This window comes from Kribbella sp. NPDC056861 (assembly GCF_040687575.1).
GTDB lineage: Bacteria > Actinomycetota > Actinomycetes > Propionibacteriales > Kribbellaceae > Kribbella.
This window is the reverse complement of sequence record NZ_JBFBNQ010000003.1, coordinates 186,791-204,268: the sequence shown is the minus strand read 5'-3', so window position 1 is coordinate 204,268 and position 17,478 is coordinate 186,791. Positions and strand designations below refer to the sequence as shown.

Below are 17,478 nucleotides of genomic sequence, written 5' to 3'. Positions count from 1 at the left end.
GACAGACACATGGCGATGCCCCGCAAGATCAAGGTGACCTTCGATGACGCGTTCCCGTACGGCGCTTACGCCGTGTCGGAGGTGACGCAGGTGAGGGACTTTGACAAGTCGAGCAAGGACCACCCGGTCTATGCGACTGACGAAGAGACCGGCCTCCTGATCTGGTCGGTCGATGTTGTGGACGGCGACCGCGAGGCCCGCAAGGCGGACAAGACGCTGTCGATCAAGATCCTCGCGAAGGTGCAGCCAGTACTTCCGTCCGCGACTCCCGGCAGCCCGTTCACTCAGGTGGTGTTCGAGGGGATGACCGCGACGCCGTACGTGTCGGAGAACGGCAACGGTCGGGCTCGGCTGGCCTGGTCGTTCCGAGCGACTGAGGTCCGTGCCCCGCGCAACGCCGCCTCGAACAAGCCTGCCGCCTAATGGGTGCCTCGTCGCGGGACCTGGATGACTGGGCCGACGCACTCGACGTTGACAACGACGACGACGCACAGGCCCTGCTCGCGCACTTGACCAAGCGCGCGAAGTTCGCCAACGACGCGGCCCGGTTGCTCAGCCGGATGCTGGCCGACCTCCCGGACGCCGACCGCGCGAAGAACGCGGTTCGCCACACCGATGACCTGATCGACGCCTTGTCCCTCGCGACGCCGGGATTCGAGCGGCACGAGAGAGGGATGCACTGATGGCTAGGAATCGTGGACAGAACCTTGACCAGTGGGCAACCGCCCTCGGTGCCACCAACGACACCGACGCTTTGCGCCTGCTGACCAAGACCCTCGCGATGACCGTCCATGCACGCAACGACTGCGTTGCCTTGGTCCGCGCTACTCACTCAGCACCCGATGATGACGCCTCCACCAGCGCGACGCGGGCGGTAATCGCGTTCGACTGGCTGGCCGAGTCGATCGAGCGGGTCTGCAAGGAATTCAAGCGTCACAGCCGGGGTCAGGGGTGATGGCCGGATGCTTACCGTTCTGGCTCAAGTGGCATGGCGGCTGGTTAGATTCTTCGCCTTCGTGGCGTTCTCGCTGCTGCGGCGTCCTGGTCTCGTCGGTCCTCTGCTGGTCGCCGTAGTGGTGGCTGTGCAGGTGGCCCGGTGGGGCTGGGTCGCCCGGGTCCTGGTCCTGGTGGTGGTTTTGGCCGGCGGATTCGTCTGGTGGCTCAAGCACCGATCGTCGTTCAACCGGCTGGTCTGGATCCCGGCCGTGCAGTGGTACCGCCGATGGATCCGCTACGGGCTCATGTGGCGGTTCTGGATGGGCCGCTGCGCCCTCGGCATCACCGACGAGACCACCGGCCGGGTGATGCGTCCCCGCGTCATCAAGCTCCGCTACACCCCGAGCGTCGACCGGCTCCTGGTCCAACTCCCGATCGGGCTCACGAGCAAGGAACTGGACGGCAAGCGGACCCACCTGGCCGAGGCCATGCGGGCGATCGATGCCCGGATCCGCAAGGACAAGCCTGGCCGGGTCTGGCTCGACCTTGAGATGCGCAATCCCTTGCAGGCAACGGTTCCCGCGATCCCGATAGACGAGTCCCTCGACCCGGCACGCCTGGACGGCCTGGTGATCGGGTTTGCCGACGACGGCACCCCTTGGCGGCTGCGGGTCCGTGGCTCCCACGTCTTCATCGCTGGCGCTACCGGCTCCGGCAAGGGCTCCATCATCTGGTCGACGCTGCGGGCACTGGCTCCGTTCATCCGGGCCGGTCTGGTGCAGATCTGGGCCGTCGATCCCAAGGGCGGCATGGAGCTGGAGTTCGGTGCCGCGATGTTCAGCCGGTACGAGCGCGACGACTACGACGCGATGGTCGAGCTGCTCGAAGACGCCGCCGACGACATGGACATCCGGTGCAAGCATCTGCGGGGCACGACCCGGACGTTCAACCCGACTCCGCTGACCCCGCTCGTGATGGTCCTAGTGGACGAGCTGGCCACGCTGACCGCACTGCAGCCGGACCGCAAGTTGCAGGCCAGGGCAGAGAACGCACTCGGTCTCCTGCTGACCAAGGGCCGCGCTCCCGGCTTCCACGTGATGGCCGCTGTCCAAGACGTCACCAAGCGGGTCTGTGAGTGGCGCGACCTGTTCCCGGACAAGATCGCGCTTCGGCTCGGCAAGGCCTCCGAGGTCGACATGGTCCTCGGTGACGACGCCTGGGACAACGGCGCTCTCTGCGACTCCATCCCCCGCTCACTGCCTGGCATCGGCTACGTCCGGATGGAAGGCCAAGCCCACGCCCAACGCGTCCGAGCCTCCTACGTCACCGATGACGAGATCCGCGCCATGGCCCACGACTACCGGCCGCGCCGTGTCCTGCACTCGATCGATGCCCCCAGCAACCACACCGACCCGACCCCCGAGACAGGAGAGGCAGCATGAAGTTCCACGCAATCCCCGGACAGCTCGAACTCGTCTTCGAGGTCCCCGCACTCACCGCCGACCAGCGCGCCGAGGTCGCCGCCTACGCCGTCCCTGGCTGGGCCTCGATGGGCGAATGCCGCTCGGTCGCTGACGACTCCTGTTTCCCCGACCCCGGACAGGCCACCGCTGCCGCGCTCGATCGCTGCTCGTTTTGCCCGGTCCGCCGGTCCTGCCTCGCCTCGGCGCTGGCCAACGATGAGGAGTTCGGCGTCTGGGGTGGGACCACCGAGGTACAGCGTGACGTGATCCGCGAGGACATCGCCGCTGGTGTCCCGATCGCTGATGCCCTGGACGGGTCGACGTTGCTGCCTGAGCTGTTGTGGAGGCAGGCGTCATGACCGTGGAGCTCCGGGTTTCCGGCGACCCCGAAGAGATCGACATCATGATCAAGGTCCTTGGCGTGGTGTTCGACTTCACCGGCACCGGACAGGTCTTCCCAAACTTCGGCCGCCCCGGAGTCCGCGTCTACCTCACGGCGCGGATCCCGTGGGCCGGTGACCCCGATCGACCACGCCGGGGAGATGGTCCCCGATGATCTCCTCCCTCGGCCAAGTCGCACCCGACGTGCTGCACGAGCTTGCCGTCCGCAACGGCGTCTGCGTCCGCCCGGTGCTCTCGCGGATGACCGACACCGCGACCGGTGAGCAGTCCGTCGTACCGATCCCCTGCGGCTCCACCCAGCACCGCCAGTGCCCTCCGTGCGCCAACCGCGCCCGCAAACTCCGCATGCAGCAGTGCCGCGAGGGCTGGCACCGTACCGACGAGATCCCCACCGCCGACGACGCTGACGACCAGGCCGAGGAGGTCACCGCGGCTTCATCCGACGACGCCGAATCCGACGAGTTGGACCAGGCGGACGAGGACGAATCCGCCCGCCGTGTCCGCTCGACCCGTCGCCGCCAGGACGCTCCGGATCTGCCTCGAGTACCGATGGACAACCGCACCATCGGCACCGCCTTCACCACCCCGGACGGCAAGACGTTCCGGCCGTCGATGTTCCTCACCCTCACCCTCCCGTCCTACGGCAAGGTCCGCCCCGACGGCACACCCGCCGACCCCGAGTCGTACGACTACCACCGGGCCGCGATGGATGCCCTGCACTTCGCCAAGGTCGTGGACCGGTTCTGGCAGAACCTCCGCAGGTGTGCCGGGTACAAGGTCCAGTACTTCGCGACCGTCGAGGCCCAACGCCGCCTCGCCCCGCACCTGCATGCCGCTGTCCGGGGCGTCATCCCCCGCCAGACCGTCAAGGACGTTGCCGCAGCCACCTACGCCCAACTGTGGTGGCCCCGCTGCGACAAGCCCGTCTACGTCGGCGACGACCTGCCCCGCTGGGACCATTTGGCCGGCCGATTTGTAGACCCCTTCGACGGTGCCCCGCTACCAACGTGGGATCAGGCTCTGGACGCGATCGGCGAGGACCCGGCCGCGACCCCGGCTCACGTGGTCAAGCTCGGTAGCCAGGTCGACTACCAAGGCATCCTCGGCACGGCAGAGGACAAGGTGGGCAAAGCGATCGGGTACCTGACCAAGTACCTCGCCAAGTCCATCGCTGACACCTACGGCGACGACGACGAGATCACTGCCCCACAAGCGATCCACCTCGACCGGCTGCACCGCGAGGTCCGCTGGCTACCCTGCTCACCGAGCTGCTCGAACTGGCTCCGGTACGGCGTCCAACCCCAAGGCGCTGAAGCTGGCATCCGTCCCGGCTGGTGCGGCTCCAAAGCCCACGACAGGCATCACCTGGGGCTTGGTGGCCGCCGGGTCCTGGTGTCGCGTCAGTGGACCGGCAAAACCCTCACAGAGCACCGCGCCGACCGCGCCGAAGTCGTCCGCCAAACCCTCGCCTCGGCCGGGGTCGAGATGCCCGACACCGACCGCTACTCAGCCACCACCGACGACGGCACCGGCCAACCCCGCTTCATCTGGGAACCCATCGACCGCCGAAACGACACCGACCTACCCACCTGGCACGGCCTCATGACACGAGGCATCAACGAACGCATCCGCTGGCGAACCGACTACGAGCAAGCCAAACGGGCTGGGCCCACCCCCGGCGACACCAGCTCGGCAACCAACCACGACCCCGCCTCCACGGCGGCTTGAACACGAGGGGATGCACTGTGAACGACACAACGCTGTGGAACATCGATGAGGTTGTCCAGTACCTCCGGGTACCCGTACTGACTGTGCGTTGGCTCCGGCAAGAAGGTCGGTTTGCTCCGGCGATCAAGGTCGGCCGACGGCTCGTGTGGGATGCGCGCGACATCACCGCCTGGCTCGACTCCCAGCGCGAAGCCCAGGCCGCCTGATGAGCGTCCAGCGGTACACCAAGGGTGGGCAGGTCAGATATCGAGCGCGGATCAAGTCGCATGGTCGAGAGGTCGCTACTCGCGTCTTCGACCGCAAGACCGACGCCGTTGCCTGGGAGCAGGACCAGACTCGCAAGCTCCGCCTGGGCGAGTGGACGGATCCCAAGCGCGGTCGCGTACCTCTTTCGGCAGTTGCCGAGGACTGGCTGGAGTCCCGTAGTTCGGCCAAGCGCCGCACCCGTGAGGCCGACGAATCTGACTGGCGTCTCCACATCGCGCCTCGTTTCGGCAACTTCCCGCTGGTGTCGATCACGGCGGCTGAGGTGTCGAGCTGGGTCGGTGCGCAGATCGCTGCCGGTCGCCGTCCGTCCAGCGTCACTCGGTACCTGGCCACGCTTCGCTCGATCCTGAGCTACGCCATCGCTGACGGACGGATGACGGTCAACGTCGCAGCATTTGCCAAGGCCCCGAGTGGAGGGCAGTCGAGGCGTGAAGGTGTGCACCTGACGGAGGAGCAGCTCTACGAACTCGCCGACGCATGCCACGGCCGGTACGCCGAACTCGTGCTCGTCCTCGGTCTGGGTGGTCTCCGCTGGGGTGAGATGGCTGGTCTGCAGGCGGGTGACCGTGTGTGGGTGCCGGGTCGTGGTCTCCGGCTTCAACGAGCTGTGCTGGCTAGCGGAGGAACCGGCGAGCTGTTCGTGGACACCTTGAAGAACAAGCGCGCACGGACCGTCCCCCTGGTCGATGAGCTGATCCCGCTGGTCGACCGCTGGGCAGGTCAGAAGGTGAACGGCGCATGGCTGTTCCACGCTCCCCAAGGTGGGCCACTTAGCGAGGGCAACTGGAAGCGGTCTGTCCGTTGGTCGGCTGCGATCAAGGCCATTGGCGTTCCGAACCTGCGGGTCCATGACCTGCGCCACACCGCTGCATCAGTCTGGCTGGGGTCGGGTGCTGACCCCAAGGTCGTTCAGCGGATCCTGGGGCACGCCTCGGCGGCCATGACGATGGACCTCTACGGGCACCTGATCGACCAGAACCTCTGGGATGCCGCCCGGAAGATCGGGGGCACCACGGGGGCACGGCGGGAGCTTGAGGCTGGAAACAAGAAACCCCCGGGCGAGGAAACTGGCCTCTGACCTGGGGGTTCTGGTGGAGCCGCCTATCGGAATCGAACCGATGACCTTCTCATTACGAGTGAGACGCTCTGCCGACTGAGCTAAGGCGGCGTGGCCCCGGAGGGCCGTGCAAGAGTGTAGCGGGGTGGCGGGCTGATTCCGAATCGGATACCGGGGACGGTGGTTGGGCGGCGGTGGGGCGGGTGCGCGCGAGGCGGAGTACCCGGGGGTGGGTTGCGGCGGAACCGGTGCGGGCGCGATGCCGTCAAAGGGGGGTGTGAAATGGTGGGAATAGAAGTTGTAAGAAATGCATTGACTTCAGTTGACGACCTGGGTGAAACTAATCCCCGCAAGGACCGAACGAGACCAGGAGAAGCACAGTGACCGGCAAGCGAGAGTTCGAGGCGGCGTGGCGCGAGAAGCGCGACGCGATGCCTGCTTGCCTGCGATCCGTGCGCCAGTACGCCGGTATCCACCTGCTCGCAGGGAGTCTGAGCCCGAGGTACGGCGGTCCGCCTGACTGATCATCCAGATCGTCAGGAGCCGCCAGAACCGGGATGTCCGGATCGGGCGGCTTCTTTGTTTTTACGCCACAAATACCTTTGTGCTGCCCACGGGCGGCAATTCGAACAATTGACAACTGGATATGCCATTTGCAATACACGAGCTGTAGGCCAGCGGCCAGGCCACCTCATTTGGGATGAGGGGATCGGGAGTTCGAGTCTCCCCAGCTCGACCAGGCGCCCGCAGCAAGCTCAGCTACCGGCCGAGCGAGCGCCAAACCAAGGTCTGCGTCAGCGGTCGGGCGAGGGTCCGGCCCTGCCGACGCCGGCCACGCCCGCGCCCTGCGCCGGACATACCAAAGTCCGGCGCAGGGGCGGTGAACGCCCGTAGCTCAACTGGAGAGAGTGCCTGTCTACGAAGCAGGTGGTTGCAGGTTCGAGTCCTGCCGGGCGTGCTGCAGGTCACAGTTCGTCACGATGTCACTACCCGTTCACGCGGCTCTAGCCCAATTGGCAGAGGCGCCTGGCTTAGGACCAGGAGGTTCGGGGTTCGAGTCCCTGGAGCCGCACCGAGAAAGCTGACCCGGCAACTATCTGTCGGGCACACTGGAGAGAGGAGGAACCACCATGAGCGGTGTCATAGTGCTCAACGCCTCATATGAGCAGCTTCACGTCGTGTCACTTCAGCACGCCATCCGGATGCTCGTCCGGGAGGTCGCGGTCGTCGAGGAAGCGCACGACGGCGCCAGTATCGGGCCGTTCCCCTTTCCCCGCGTCCTGCGCCTGGTCCGCTATGTCGTCACCAAGTGGCGCTACGCCTCCGGCCGGCTGCAGTACACGCGCGTCGGCGTACTGAAGCGCGACAAGCACCGCTGTGCGTACTGCGGCCAAACGGGCGCCACCACGATGGATCACGTCGTACCGCGCTCGCGTGGTGGCCGCGGCGAGTGGCTGAACGCCGTCGCCGCCCACGCACGCTGCAACGAGAAGAAGGGCTGCCGCACGCCCGACGAAGCCGGCATGCCACTGCTGTGGCAGCCGTGGATCCCTTCGCGGGCCGAGTTAGCACTCTGACGTAGTACCCACCGGTGCCGCGTCAGAGCGATGCCAGGTGGGTGCCGGAATCCCACCCTCGGTTCTGACCCGAGGCCCCGCAGGTTCGAGCCCTGCCCTGGCAGCTGCTGACGCCGTACGAGCCGACCCGGCCCGTACGCCGTCCGCGGGGATCGCGTCGGCACGCGAGCGACCTTTGCAAGGTCACTTCACCGGGTTCGACACCCGGGATCTCCACGCCAGGTGAGCTAAGCCGAGCGTAGGCCTACCGGCAGCCGTCTCGAAAACGGCCGATCCTTCACAGGATGTCTGGGTTCGAATCCCAGGTTCACCGCAATCAACCAGAGGAGTGGGGAGATGAACGTTCAGTATCCGGTCGCCCTGAGTGGGGCCAAGAGCTCCACTCTGATGTGGGCTCAGGAGCATGAGGTGGGGGCTGCTGCGCTGCAGCAGTTGCGGAACATCGCGGCGCTGCCGTGGGTGCACGGCGTACGGGTGATGCCGGATGTGCACCTGGGCAAGGGGGCGACCGTGGGGTCGGTCATCGCGATGTACCAGGCGGTGTCGCCGGCTGCGGTCGGGGTCGACATCGGGTGTGGCATGGAGGGCGTGCTCACTTCGCTGACTGCTTCGGACCTGCCTGACGATCTGGCGGGGATTCGGTCGCGGATCGAGGCCGCTGTACCGGTTGGGTTCGGAAGGCACCAGCATCCGGTGAGTGTGCGGAAGCTTGGGCTGGATCGTGGCTGGGATCGCTTCTGGGGTTCGTTCTCGAGCTTGCACGACGGGGTGCAGGACCGGGAGAAGAAGGCGCACCAGCAGATGGGATCGCTGGGTGGTGGCAACCACTTCATCGAGGTCTGCCTCGATGACGACGACCGGGTCTGGCTGATGCTGCACTCGGGGTCGCGGAACATCGGCAAGGAGCTGGCCGAGCGGCACATGCGGATCGCGAAGGCGATGCCGCACAACGCCGATCTGCCGGATCGCGATCTGGCGGTCTTCCTGGCCGGTACGCCGGAGATGGACGCGTATCGCCAGGACCTCACCTGGGCGCAGGAGTACGCGTCGCGGAACCGCGCGGTGATGCTCGCCCTGGTGATGCAGGCGGTACGGGACTCGTTCGAGCAGGAGATCGTCTTCCAGAAGCCGATCTCGTGCCACCACAACTACGTGGCGGAGGAGACGATCGACGACCTCGAGCTGCTGGTCACCCGCAAGGGCGCGATCCGGGCGGGTCTCGGCGACCTGGGGCTGATCCCGGGGTCGATGGGGACCGGTTCGTACGTCGTCCGCGGGCTCGGCTCCGAGCAGTCGTTCAACTCGGCCTCGCACGGGGCAGGCCGGCGGATGAGCCGCAACGAGGCGAAGCGCCGCTACACGGTCGACGACCTGATCGCCCAGACCGCCGGGGTGGAGTCCCGCAAGGACGCCGGGGTGCTGGACGAGCTGCCGGCGGCGTACAAGGACATCGATTCGGTGATTGCTGCCCAGTCGGACCTGGTCGAGGTCGTTGCCCACCTCAAGCAGGTCATCTGCGTCAAGGGCTGATGGTCGGGACCGGCCGCCGTGATCAGGGGACACGGCGGCCGGAACCCGGCGGCTGGGGAGAGGAGCTGAAGGATGAGTCTTGAAAACGCATTGGAGGCGGTCCGGCGGGATCTTCGAAGTACGGGCGGGATCAAGCTACGGATCTCAGAGGAGCCGGCGACTTCGGATCCCGGCTATGAGTCTGTACTGCTCTTGTCCGGTCGGCGCTCGACGACGGGGGTGCTGGCACCGACAGCTATGTCAGCCGACGAGCGGCTGGTGCAGGTTGCCGATCAGGTGCAGGACTTCGTGCTTGAGGAGCTCGGACGGCTGGGGCTGCCGGCGACCTGGCCGGAGTGTCCGGAGCACCCGGCGTCTCATCCGCTCAGTGCAGTACTGACCTCGTCGGGGCCGCGCTGGCAGTGCCCGAAGTCGAGCAAGAACATCAGCGTGATCGGCGAACTGCCGAGGTGAGGTCCGCCTGTTGGCAGGGGCAGCGGTTTGCTAAACCGTCGGCCGGTTTCGGCTGGTCCGTGAGTTCGAATCTCACTCTCACCGCGTCAACCAATCAATCAGTCAGAAAGGAGGACCGGCCATGGCCGACCTCAGGAACAAGCGGAGGAAGATTCCCGGCGGTAGGACCGGTGCTCCGGTTCAGCAGGGGCACGCCCTGCGACGGGTGAGTCTTGCCTGTGGGCACATCCAGCGCGATCGGATCGCGCACCCGGGAGATCACGTGTGGTGTGAAGGTGATTGCTCCGACTGGGTCCGCGTCGTCTCGGTCGACGAGTAGCAGCCCCGGGTACGCCGGTCCGCCGGCGTACCCGGGAGCTTCACAGCAGGACTTTGCCTGGGTTGAGCAGGTTTTGGGGGTCGAAGACCTGTTTGATGCGGCGGTGGAGGTCGAGGCTGACCGGACCAAGCTCCTGCTCCAGCCAGCGGGCCTTGAGCATGCCGATGCCGTGTTCGCCGGTGATCGTGCCGCCCAGCGCGAGGCCCAGCTCCATTACCGCGCCGAAGGCTTCCAGGGCTCGGGCCTCGGCGGCTGGGTCGTCGCGGGGGAAGACCACGGTCGGGTGCATGTTGCCGTCGCCTACGTGCCCAGGGCAACAAATCAGTACGTCGTACTTCGTACTGATCTCCGCGATTCCCTGCAGCAACGCGACCAGCTTGCTGCGGGGTACTGCCACGTCGTCCACCAGCGTCACGCCGAGTGGCTCCAGGGCTGGGTTCACCAGGCGGCGGGCCTCCAGGAGCATCTTGGATTCTTCCGCGTCGGAGGCCTCGGCCACCTCGACGGCGCCGAACGAGGTGCAGATCCGGGCGATCTCAGCCACGTCTTCGGCTGCCCGGGGGCCGCGGTCCGACTGGGCGATCAGCAGTGAGCCGACGTCCGCCGGCAGGCCCATGTCGCGATAGTCCTGGATCGCTCGCGCCGTTGGCCCATCCAGAAACTCAAGCAGCGAAGGCCGCAGGCCTGACGTCATGATGGCGGCGGCCGCGGCGATGCCGGCCTCGATCGACAGAAAGGTCGCAGCCGCGGTCAACGCTGCTTCGGGTTCCGGGCGTAGCGCCAGCGTTGCCTCGGTGACGACGCCTAGCGTTCCCTCGGAGCCGACCATCAGGCGCGTGAGGTCGTAGCCCGCGACGCCTTTCGCCGTACGCCGGCCGGTGCGCACCACCTCGCCGGAGGCGAGCACCACCTCCAGGCCGCGCACGAAGTCAGCGGTCACGCCGTACTTCACACAGCACAACCCGCCGGCGTTCGTCGCGATGTTCCCGCCGATCGTGGACATCTCCCAGGACGACGGGTCCGGAGGGTAGAACAAGCCTTGAGCCAAGACCGCACGGGAGAGCTCCGAGTTGACGACCCCCGGCTGCACGACGGCCACCTGGTCTTCCACCGATACTTCAAGGATCTGATTGAGCCGTGAAGTCGACAGCAGCAGAGACCCGTCGAGCGCATTCGCAGCGCCTGACAACCCGGTCCGCGCGCCCTGCGTCACCACCGGTACGCCGTACTCCCCTGCCGCCCGCAGCACCTCCTGCACCTCGGCGGTGGACCCCGGCCGCACCAGCACGAGCGGCACCCCGGCCTTGCAGAAGGTCGCGTGATCGTTGCGATGGCTGTCCAGTACGTCGGGGTCGGTGACGACCGCCTTCTCCCCCAGCGAGGCTCGCAGTCGCGCGATCAGCAAGTCAGAGCTCATTCCTCGTCCTGTTCGGCCAGTAGTCGCAAGATCAGGTCGGCCCGCCTGACCCGTTCCCGCCCGAGCGCCTCGGCCGTGGCGGCCAGGTGGGCGCCGGCCGGGTAGATGTTCGGCGCGTTCCGCAGTCCCATCTTCAGGTAGACCGGCGCCGCCACTCGCACCACATCCGGTACGTCGTAGAAGCGCACGTGCCCGCCCTGGTCGTCCGGCACCTCGATGTACATGTCGATGGCAACGGTCGTCGCCGCGCGGATCTCGGCCAGCACGTTGATCGGCAGATCCGTCGACACGTTCAGACTCGTGGCGCCCAACCGCTCGTACAGCGCCGCGGTCGACGCATTGGCGAGCGGCATCAACACCGAGGTCTTCAGCACCAGGTCGGCCGGCAACTCGCCTTCCTTCTTCAGCAGGCCGAGCAGTTCCAGTACGCCGAGATCTCCGACCAGCAGGCTACGGACCCCCAACTCGACCGCGCGGTAGGCGTCACACAGCGACGCGGCAACCATGTCGTTGCCACGAGCAACTCCTCCGACGACGGCCGAGACCTTCGCCTGACCACCGGTGTCCCAGGCGCCGCGCGGTCCGAGGAACAGACACACCTCGACGTCATGGCTCGCGCCGAGCGTGAGCATCTCGTCGATCTCGCCGTCGGTCAGCATCATCACGCCGCTGCCCTGCGAGACCCGATGCACGGTCACCCCACGCGCCATCGCCTCGTCGAGCACGGTCCGCATCACGGCGGGCCCCTCGCAGCTCGGGATCTCCACCCGGTACTGCGCTCCGTCGGCGAACCGCCGCGTCGAGGCGAAGCCCGGCGCCGGGCTGATCAGTCCCCGGTCGGCCAGCAGTCCGTGCGCTTCCCGCAGGTTCATCAGTCTCCCCAGCCAGTCAACGTCCCGGTCGCGTCGGTCAGCTCGCGCGCGCTCCCGGTGATCTCCAGATCGAACCGCTCCGCGGCCTCGTCCAGCAGCGCCGGCGAGACCAGCAACTCGTTCGGCGACAGCGTGTCACGGATCCTGGCCAGCCTGAGCTCCGACCAGTCGCGTCGCCCGCTCATCGTGACGGCGCCGAGGATCGCGGCGGCGTCGTCCTCCAGCACCATCGGCAACCGGGAGCGTCTTGCACCGCCGGCGCCGGAGGTCAGTGCGTTCACATAGCTGGCCTGCAGGTCGATCTGCTCCAGCAGGCTTGCCGGGATCACGTCCGCCAGCCCGAGGCCGGATGCATTGCCGTGCGAGGCGTTCGACAACCGGTGCACGGTCACCGCCGCGATCGACGGCGACTCGAACTCGGGGATGCCGTGGACCCAGCAGCGCCCGAGCACGTTCGTGTCCATCCCGGTGCCGGACTTGTCCTTGCCCATCTCGTCGACCACCAGCACATCCAGGTCGTCGAACGGCAGGCGCGCCATCAGTCCGGCAGCCCTTAACAACAAGGCGTTCTCGGCGGTCGAGGCGATGCCGTCGGCAAGCACCAGCTCGACGGCGGCGGTCTGCTCGTGGGCGTTCTCGAGGATCGCGAGGCCGCCGAGGATCTTGCCGGATGCAACCACGAGCTTGGCGGCGGCTTCGATCGCGCCGCCGAGCGCAGGGATGCCGCCGGCATGTAACGCGGCGGCTCCTTGGTGGTTGCCGAGGCCGATCGCGAGGATCTTGCCGAGGCCGCTCTCGACCGGGCCGTGGAAATCCGTGTGGGGCTTGACGCGGTTGACGAGCAGGACGCCGTCGGCCTTGGCGGCCACGGCGTCGTGGTGGACCGGAGTACCGTCCGAGAGGTTGCCGAGGACAACTGTTTCCATGGTTGCCTCGATCGGGCAGCCGATGGAGTCCGGGGTGACGCCGAGCCCGGCGAGCATTTCGCGCTGGCCGTCGGCGGTGGCGCCGCCGTGGGATCCCATCGCTGGTACGACGAACGGGTCCGCTCCTGCCGCTCGCAGCCAGTCGATGGCGGCGCGGACGACGGGGACGAGGTCGTGGATGCCCCGGCTGCCGGCGGTCACCGCGATCCGATCACCAGGTCGGATCGCGGCAGCCAGTGGTGCGAGCGCTGCTTGCGCGGCGGAGTACGGGTCGGGCTCGGTCGATACGTCGTTGAGCAGCCGGCGGATCGGAGTCACCTGCGGGAGGACGCCCGCTGGCCGCAGCCCACGGATCGCCTCGAACGGCCCCCACACACCGCCGGACATCAGTGGCTCTGGCGGGCTACGGCTGAGCCGGTGCGGCCGACCAGGAAGTCGAGGTCGCAGCCGAGGTTGGCCTGGGTGACGTGGTCGACGTACAGGCGAGCCCAGCCGCGGTCGGTCGGCGCGGCCGGGGCTTGCCAGTCGGCGCGGCGCTTGGCGAGTTCCTCGTCGGAGACGTCCAGGTGCAGCGTGCGCGCTGGGACGTCCAGTTCGATCCAGTCGCCGGTGCGGACCAGCGCGAGCGGGCCGCCGACGGCTGCCTCAGGCGCGACGTGCAGCACCACCGTCCCGTACGCCGTACCGCTCATCCGCGCGTCCGAGATCCGAACCATGTCGTCCACGCCTTGTTCGGCGAGCTTGCGCGGGATCGTCATGTTGCCGACCTCGGGCATCCCCGGATAGCCGCGCGGGCCGGCGTTCTGGAGCACCAGCACGGTGTCCTCGTCGACGTCGAGCTCCATGTCGTCGACGGCCAGGTCGTACTCCTCGATACTGCTGAACACCAGCGCCTTGCCGCGATGCTGCATGAATCTCTCCGCCGCCGCGGATTGCTTGATGACGGCACCGTCCGGGGCCAGATTCCCTTTCAGCACAGCGGTTCCGGCGCCGCTGCCGAGCGGGTTGCCGACGGCACGGATCACGTCGGTGTCGACGGTGCGCTCGGTGTTCGCGACGTTCTCGCCGATCGTCTTGCCGGTGACCGTGATCGCGTCCGCCTTCAACAGCGGGAGGATCTCGCGCATCACCGCGGGCAGCCCGCCGGCGTAGTAGAAGTCCTCCATCAGGTACTTGCCGGACGGCTGCAGGTCGACCAGCCACGGTACGCCGCGGGCCCACTCGTCCATGTCGTCCAGCGTCAGGTCGACGCCGACCCGGCCGGCGATCGCGAGCAGGTGGATCACCGCGTTGGTCGAACCGCCGATCGCAGCATTCGCCCGTACTGCGTTCGCGAACGCGTCGCGGGTCAGGATGTCGCTCGGCTTGAGGTCCTCCTCGACCATCTTCACGATTCGCTGGCCGGCCAGTTGGGCGGTCGCGTAGCGGCGCGAGTCGACGGCGGGGATCGCGGCTGAGCCGGTGAGCTGCAGACCGAGCGCTTCGGCCATGCAGGCCATCGTGGATGCCGTGCCCATCGTCATGCAGTGGCCGTTGCTGCGGGACATGCCCGACTCGGCGGCGGCGTAGTCCTCCTGCGTCATCCGGCCGGCGTTGACGTCCTGGGTGAACCGCCAGACCGCAGTACCGGAGCCGATGTCGCAGCCGCGGAACTTGCCGTTCAGCATCGGGCCGCCGGTCACGACGAGGGTCGGGAGATCGACCGACGCAGCGCCCATGATCGAGCCCGGGGTGGTCTTGTCGCAGCCAGTCAGCAGGACCGCGCCGTCGATCGGGTTGCCGCGGAGCGACTCCTCGACGTCCATGCTGAGCAGGTTGCGGAAGAGCATGGCGGTCGGGCGGAGCATGGTCTCGCCGAGGGACATCACCGGGAATTCGAGCGGGAAGCCGCCGGCTTGCCAGACGCCTCGCTTGACCGACTCGGCGAGGCGTCGCAGGTGGGCGTTGCAAGGGGTGAGCTCGGACCAGGTGTTGCAGATGCCGATGACTGGACGGCCGTCGAACACCTCGTCGGAGAAGCCCTGCGCCCGCATCCAGGATCGGTGGATGAACCCGTTGCGGTCCTTCTCACCGAACCAGTGGTCGAAGCTCCGGCGGCCGGTGGAAGGACCAGAAGTACTGGAAGGGGTGTCCTCCAAGCGGCCGGTCTTCTCGGGGGTCGGTTCGCCTGTTTCGTCGCTCATTGAGGGACCTCCGCGGTCGTGACGACTCCGTTGATGCGGCGAGGGATGCCGGCGGGGTTGGTGTTGCGCAGTACCTCGGGGAGTACTGCGTCGGGGATGTCCTGGTAGGCGACCGGGCGCTGGAAGCGGCGGGCGGCGGTGGCGCCGACGCTGGTGTGGATGGAGCCGACGGTGGACGGGAACGGGCCGCCGTGGTGTTGCGCCCAGGAGACGGCGACGCCGGTCGGCCAGCCGTTCCACAGCACGCGGCCGGCGCGGGCGGTCAGCAGTGGGAGCAGGTCGCGGGCCAGGTCGGCATCATCGGACTCAGCGTGCAAGGTCGCCGTGAGGTTGCCCTCGAAGGCTTCGACGGCGGCGGTCAGTTCCTCGATCGAGGAGTACTCGACGACGATCGACACCGGGCCGAAGCACTCTTCCAGGATCTCCTCGCGACGCTCGAGCAGCTCGGCGACCGTCGTACCGAGCAGGGTTGCGGGGCCGTCGCTGAGCACCCGGAGGCCGTCGACCTTGCGCAGCCGGTCGAGACCGGAGGAGAAGCCCGAGGCTATCCGGTCGTTCAGCATCGGGGCCGCGGCGACTCCGCCGGCGGCCTCGATCAGCTGGTCTTCCAGCCCGTGACCGGCGGGCAGGAACAGCAGCCCGGGCTTGGTGCAGAACTGGCCGACACCGAGGGTGAACGACCCGACATACCCGGCCGCGATCTCGTTGCCTCGGGCATCAATTGCCGCCTGGGTGACGAAGACCGGGTTGAGGCTGCCGAGCTCGCCGTAGAACGGGATCGGCTCCGGCCGGGTCACCGCGATCTCGTGCAGCGCCTTGCCTGCAGGCACCGACCCGGTGAACCCAGCGGCCGTGATCCGCGGGTCCTTCAGCGCGGTCACGCCGACGTCGTACCCCTGGATCAGGCCGAGTGTTCCAGCCGGCGCACCAGCGGCCAGCAACGCGTCGATCATGACCGCGGCAGTCCGTACCGACAGCTCCGGGTGACCCGGATGCGCCTTGACGACGACCGGGCAGCCCGCGGCGAGCGCCGAGGCGGTGTCGCCACCGCAGACACTGAACGCGAACGGGAAGTTGCTGGCAGCAAACACGAGCACCGGCCCGAGCGGCACCAGCACCCGCCGCAGGTCAGGGCGCGGTACAGGCTTGGCCTGCGGGTCGGCCGTGTCGATGATGATCTCGAGCAACGACCCCTCGGCCAGCGCGTCGGCGAACATCCGCAACTGACCGCTGCTGCGGGCAACCTCTCCCCGCAACCGGGGCTCAGGCAGCGACGACTCGCGGATCGCGATCGGCACCAGCTCGTCGGCAGCGGCATCCAGCGCATCGGCCACCGCACGGATCCACTCAGCCCGTACTGCGGGCGCCGACGCCGCCAGTGGCTTGGCAGCTGCCGCGGCGTCGCTCAGTACCTGCTCGAGCTCGGCGGTGGTGGTGTCGGACGTCATCGGTTCTCCTCCAGAGTCTGCGCTGCCAGGAAGGCGAATGGTTCCCGGCCGACTGCCACCGTATTCGTCAGCGTGCCGACCTCGCTGATCGAGATCGCCACCTGGTCACCGGCGCGCAGCGTGAAGTCGAGTTCGGGCACGATTCCGGTGCCGGTCGCGAGAATCACGCCGTCCGGAAACTCGTTGGCCACGAACAGGGTGTCGATCAGGTCCTGCAGTTCCCGGACGAGCTGCTTGGTGGACGTCGTACCGGTGAACACCTCGGCGCCGTCGCGGCTGATCGCGAGGTCGATGGTCAGGTTCTTGGGGTCGGCGACCTCCCAGGCCGGGCGGATCCCGGTGGCCAGCGCGCAGCCGCCGGCGAAGACCTTCGCCTGCGGGATGTAGAGCGGGTTCTCGCCCTCGATCGACCGGGAGCTGACGTCGTTGCAGATCGTGAAGCCGACGATCTCGCCGCGGCTGCTGGCGACGATCGCCAGCTCGGGCTCCGGGACGTCGTGGCCGGAGTCGGTGCGAATACCGATCTGTTCCCCGTCGGTGACGAGGCGCCAGGCCGGTGACTTGGGGAACAGTTCGGGGCGCGGCGCGGAGTACACGCGGTCGTAGACGGACTGCTCGGTACTCTCCTCCATCCGGGCGCCACGGGACCGCTCGTAGGTGACGCCCGCGCACCAGACCTCGCCGCGGCCGTCGAGCGGCGGGAGCAGTTGCACGTCGGCCACCGGTACGCCGTCCCCGAGCCGGCTGGTCGCTTCGCGGAGGTCGTCCGCGGTCAGGCGCAGGAGCTCGGCCATCGTGGCGAACCCCTGCACCGGCGCCACCGTGTCACCGGTTCGGACGCCGACCTGGGGTCGTTGTCCAGGGGGCAGGTACCGGACCAAGTGCATTGGATCCACCTTT

The 17,478-nt window shown here is 67.7% G+C and carries 19 protein-coding genes and 5 tRNA genes; 17 read left to right on the top strand and 7 right to left on the bottom strand.

Annotation, left to right across the window (positions count from 1 at the left end; genetic code table 11):
- The first annotated feature begins 9 nt into the window (after positions 1-9).
- From AB0P21_RS14720 to AB0P21_RS14680, 9 genes are read left to right on the top strand one after another with little or no spacing between them, the layout of a single operon-like run.
- Positions 10-423 carry a hypothetical protein gene (locus AB0P21_RS14720; protein WP_363696850.1) on the top strand — a complete coding sequence of 138 codons (414 nt, stop codon included), beginning with the start codon at positions 10-12 and terminating at the stop codon, positions 421-423.
- Positions 423-683 (top strand): hypothetical protein, encoded by a 261-nt coding sequence (locus tag AB0P21_RS14715; RefSeq protein WP_363696848.1) that lies wholly within the window; start codon positions 423-425, stop codon positions 681-683. Before AB0P21_RS14720 ends, AB0P21_RS14715 begins: the two co-directional genes overlap by 1 nt.
- Complete coding sequence (locus AB0P21_RS14710) at positions 683-955, top strand: hypothetical protein (RefSeq protein WP_363696846.1); 273 nt, start codon at positions 683-685, stop codon at positions 953-955. Before AB0P21_RS14715 ends, AB0P21_RS14710 begins: the two co-directional genes overlap by 1 nt.
- Positions 956-962: 7 nt before the next feature.
- Entirely contained in the window at positions 963-2,378 is a 1,416-nt protein-coding gene (locus AB0P21_RS14705; protein WP_363696845.1) for a hypothetical protein, read from the top strand.
- Positions 2,375-2,758 (top strand): WhiB family transcriptional regulator, encoded by a 384-nt coding sequence (locus AB0P21_RS14700; RefSeq protein WP_363696843.1) that lies wholly within the window; start codon positions 2,375-2,377, stop codon positions 2,756-2,758. Before AB0P21_RS14705 ends, AB0P21_RS14700 begins: the two co-directional genes overlap by 4 nt.
- Positions 2,755-2,955 carry a hypothetical protein gene (locus AB0P21_RS14695; protein WP_363696841.1) on the top strand — a complete coding sequence of 67 codons (201 nt, stop codon included), beginning with the start codon at positions 2,755-2,757 and terminating at the stop codon, positions 2,953-2,955. Before AB0P21_RS14700 ends, AB0P21_RS14695 begins: the two co-directional genes overlap by 4 nt.
- Positions 2,952-4,529, top strand: coding sequence for a replication initiator (locus tag AB0P21_RS14690; RefSeq protein WP_363696840.1), 1,578 nt, complete (start codon positions 2,952-2,954; stop codon positions 4,527-4,529). Before AB0P21_RS14695 ends, AB0P21_RS14690 begins: the two co-directional genes overlap by 4 nt.
- A 17-nt stretch (positions 4,530-4,546) precedes the next feature.
- Positions 4,547-4,735, top strand: a complete 189-nt coding sequence (locus AB0P21_RS14685; RefSeq protein ID WP_363696838.1) for a helix-turn-helix domain-containing protein — start codon at positions 4,547-4,549, stop codon at positions 4,733-4,735.
- Positions 4,735-5,874, top strand: a complete 1,140-nt coding sequence (locus tag AB0P21_RS14680) for a site-specific integrase (RefSeq protein WP_363696836.1) — start codon at positions 4,735-4,737, stop codon at positions 5,872-5,874. Before AB0P21_RS14685 ends, AB0P21_RS14680 begins: the two co-directional genes overlap by 1 nt.
- A 14-nt stretch (positions 5,875-5,888) precedes the next feature.
- Here AB0P21_RS14680 and AB0P21_RS14675 read toward each other — a convergent pair.
- Positions 5,889-5,964 (bottom strand) — tRNA-Thr (locus AB0P21_RS14675).
- A gap of 269 nt (positions 5,965-6,233) precedes the next feature.
- Between AB0P21_RS14675 and AB0P21_RS14670 the strand changes: the two genes are divergently transcribed.
- The 8 genes from AB0P21_RS14670 (at position 6,234) to AB0P21_RS14635 (ending at position 9,497) form a co-directional block, all read left to right on the top strand.
- The gene (locus AB0P21_RS14670; RefSeq protein WP_363696834.1) at positions 6,234-6,377 is read left to right on the top strand and encodes a hypothetical protein; all 144 of its coding nucleotides are present in this window, start codon (positions 6,234-6,236) and stop codon (positions 6,375-6,377) included.
- A 139-nt stretch (positions 6,378-6,516) separates the two neighbouring features.
- A tRNA-Pro gene (locus tag AB0P21_RS14665) sits at positions 6,517-6,592 on the top strand.
- Between the two features lie 145 nt (positions 6,593-6,737).
- A tRNA-Arg gene (locus tag AB0P21_RS14660) sits at positions 6,738-6,811 on the top strand.
- A 40-nt stretch (positions 6,812-6,851) separates the two neighbouring features.
- Positions 6,852-6,925: transfer RNA gene (locus AB0P21_RS14655), tRNA-Leu, on the top strand.
- A 58-nt stretch (positions 6,926-6,983) separates the two neighbouring features.
- Positions 6,984-7,430 carry an HNH endonuclease gene (locus AB0P21_RS14650; protein ID WP_363696833.1) on the top strand — a complete coding sequence of 149 codons (447 nt, stop codon included), beginning with the start codon at positions 6,984-6,986 and terminating at the stop codon, positions 7,428-7,430.
- Positions 7,431-7,817: 387 nt separating this feature from the next.
- On the top strand, positions 7,818-8,960 hold the full coding sequence (locus AB0P21_RS14645) for an RtcB family protein (RefSeq protein ID WP_363698423.1): 1,143 nt from the start codon (positions 7,818-7,820) through the stop codon (positions 8,958-8,960).
- A gap of 72 nt (positions 8,961-9,032) precedes the next feature.
- On the top strand, positions 9,033-9,413 hold the full coding sequence (locus AB0P21_RS14640) for a hypothetical protein (RefSeq protein WP_363696831.1): 381 nt from the start codon (positions 9,033-9,035) through the stop codon (positions 9,411-9,413).
- Positions 9,409-9,497, top strand: a tRNA-Ser gene (locus AB0P21_RS14635). The genes AB0P21_RS14640 and AB0P21_RS14635 overlap by 5 nt, the downstream gene beginning before the upstream one ends.
- A gap of 275 nt (positions 9,498-9,772) precedes the next feature.
- Here AB0P21_RS14635 and AB0P21_RS14630 read toward each other — a convergent pair.
- From AB0P21_RS14630 to AB0P21_RS14605, 6 genes are read right to left on the bottom strand one after another with little or no spacing between them, the layout of a single operon-like run.
- Complete coding sequence (locus AB0P21_RS14630; protein ID WP_363696830.1) at positions 9,773-11,149, bottom strand: FAD-linked oxidase C-terminal domain-containing protein; 1,377 nt, start codon at positions 11,147-11,149, stop codon at positions 9,773-9,775.
- Positions 11,146-12,021 (bottom strand): U32 family peptidase, encoded by an 876-nt coding sequence (locus tag AB0P21_RS14625; RefSeq protein WP_363696828.1) that lies wholly within the window; start codon positions 12,019-12,021, stop codon positions 11,146-11,148. Before AB0P21_RS14625 ends, AB0P21_RS14630 begins: the two co-directional genes overlap by 4 nt.
- On the bottom strand, positions 12,021-13,334 hold the full coding sequence (locus AB0P21_RS14620; protein WP_363696826.1) for a DUF2088 domain-containing protein: 1,314 nt from the start codon (positions 13,332-13,334) through the stop codon (positions 12,021-12,023). Before AB0P21_RS14620 ends, AB0P21_RS14625 begins: the two co-directional genes overlap by 1 nt.
- On the bottom strand, positions 13,334-15,130 hold the full coding sequence (locus AB0P21_RS14615; protein ID WP_363696824.1) for an IlvD/Edd family dehydratase: 1,797 nt from the start codon (positions 15,128-15,130) through the stop codon (positions 13,334-13,336). Before AB0P21_RS14615 ends, AB0P21_RS14620 begins: the two co-directional genes overlap by 1 nt.
- Entirely contained in the window at positions 15,127-16,578 is a 1,452-nt protein-coding gene (locus AB0P21_RS14610) for an aldehyde dehydrogenase (NADP(+)) (protein WP_363696823.1), read from the bottom strand. The genes AB0P21_RS14615 and AB0P21_RS14610 overlap by 4 nt, the downstream gene beginning before the upstream one ends.
- Positions 16,575-17,465, bottom strand: coding sequence for a fumarylacetoacetate hydrolase family protein (locus AB0P21_RS14605; protein ID WP_363696822.1), 891 nt, complete (start codon positions 17,463-17,465; stop codon positions 16,575-16,577). The genes AB0P21_RS14610 and AB0P21_RS14605 overlap by 4 nt, the downstream gene beginning before the upstream one ends.
- Positions 17,466-17,478 lie beyond the last annotated feature (13 nt).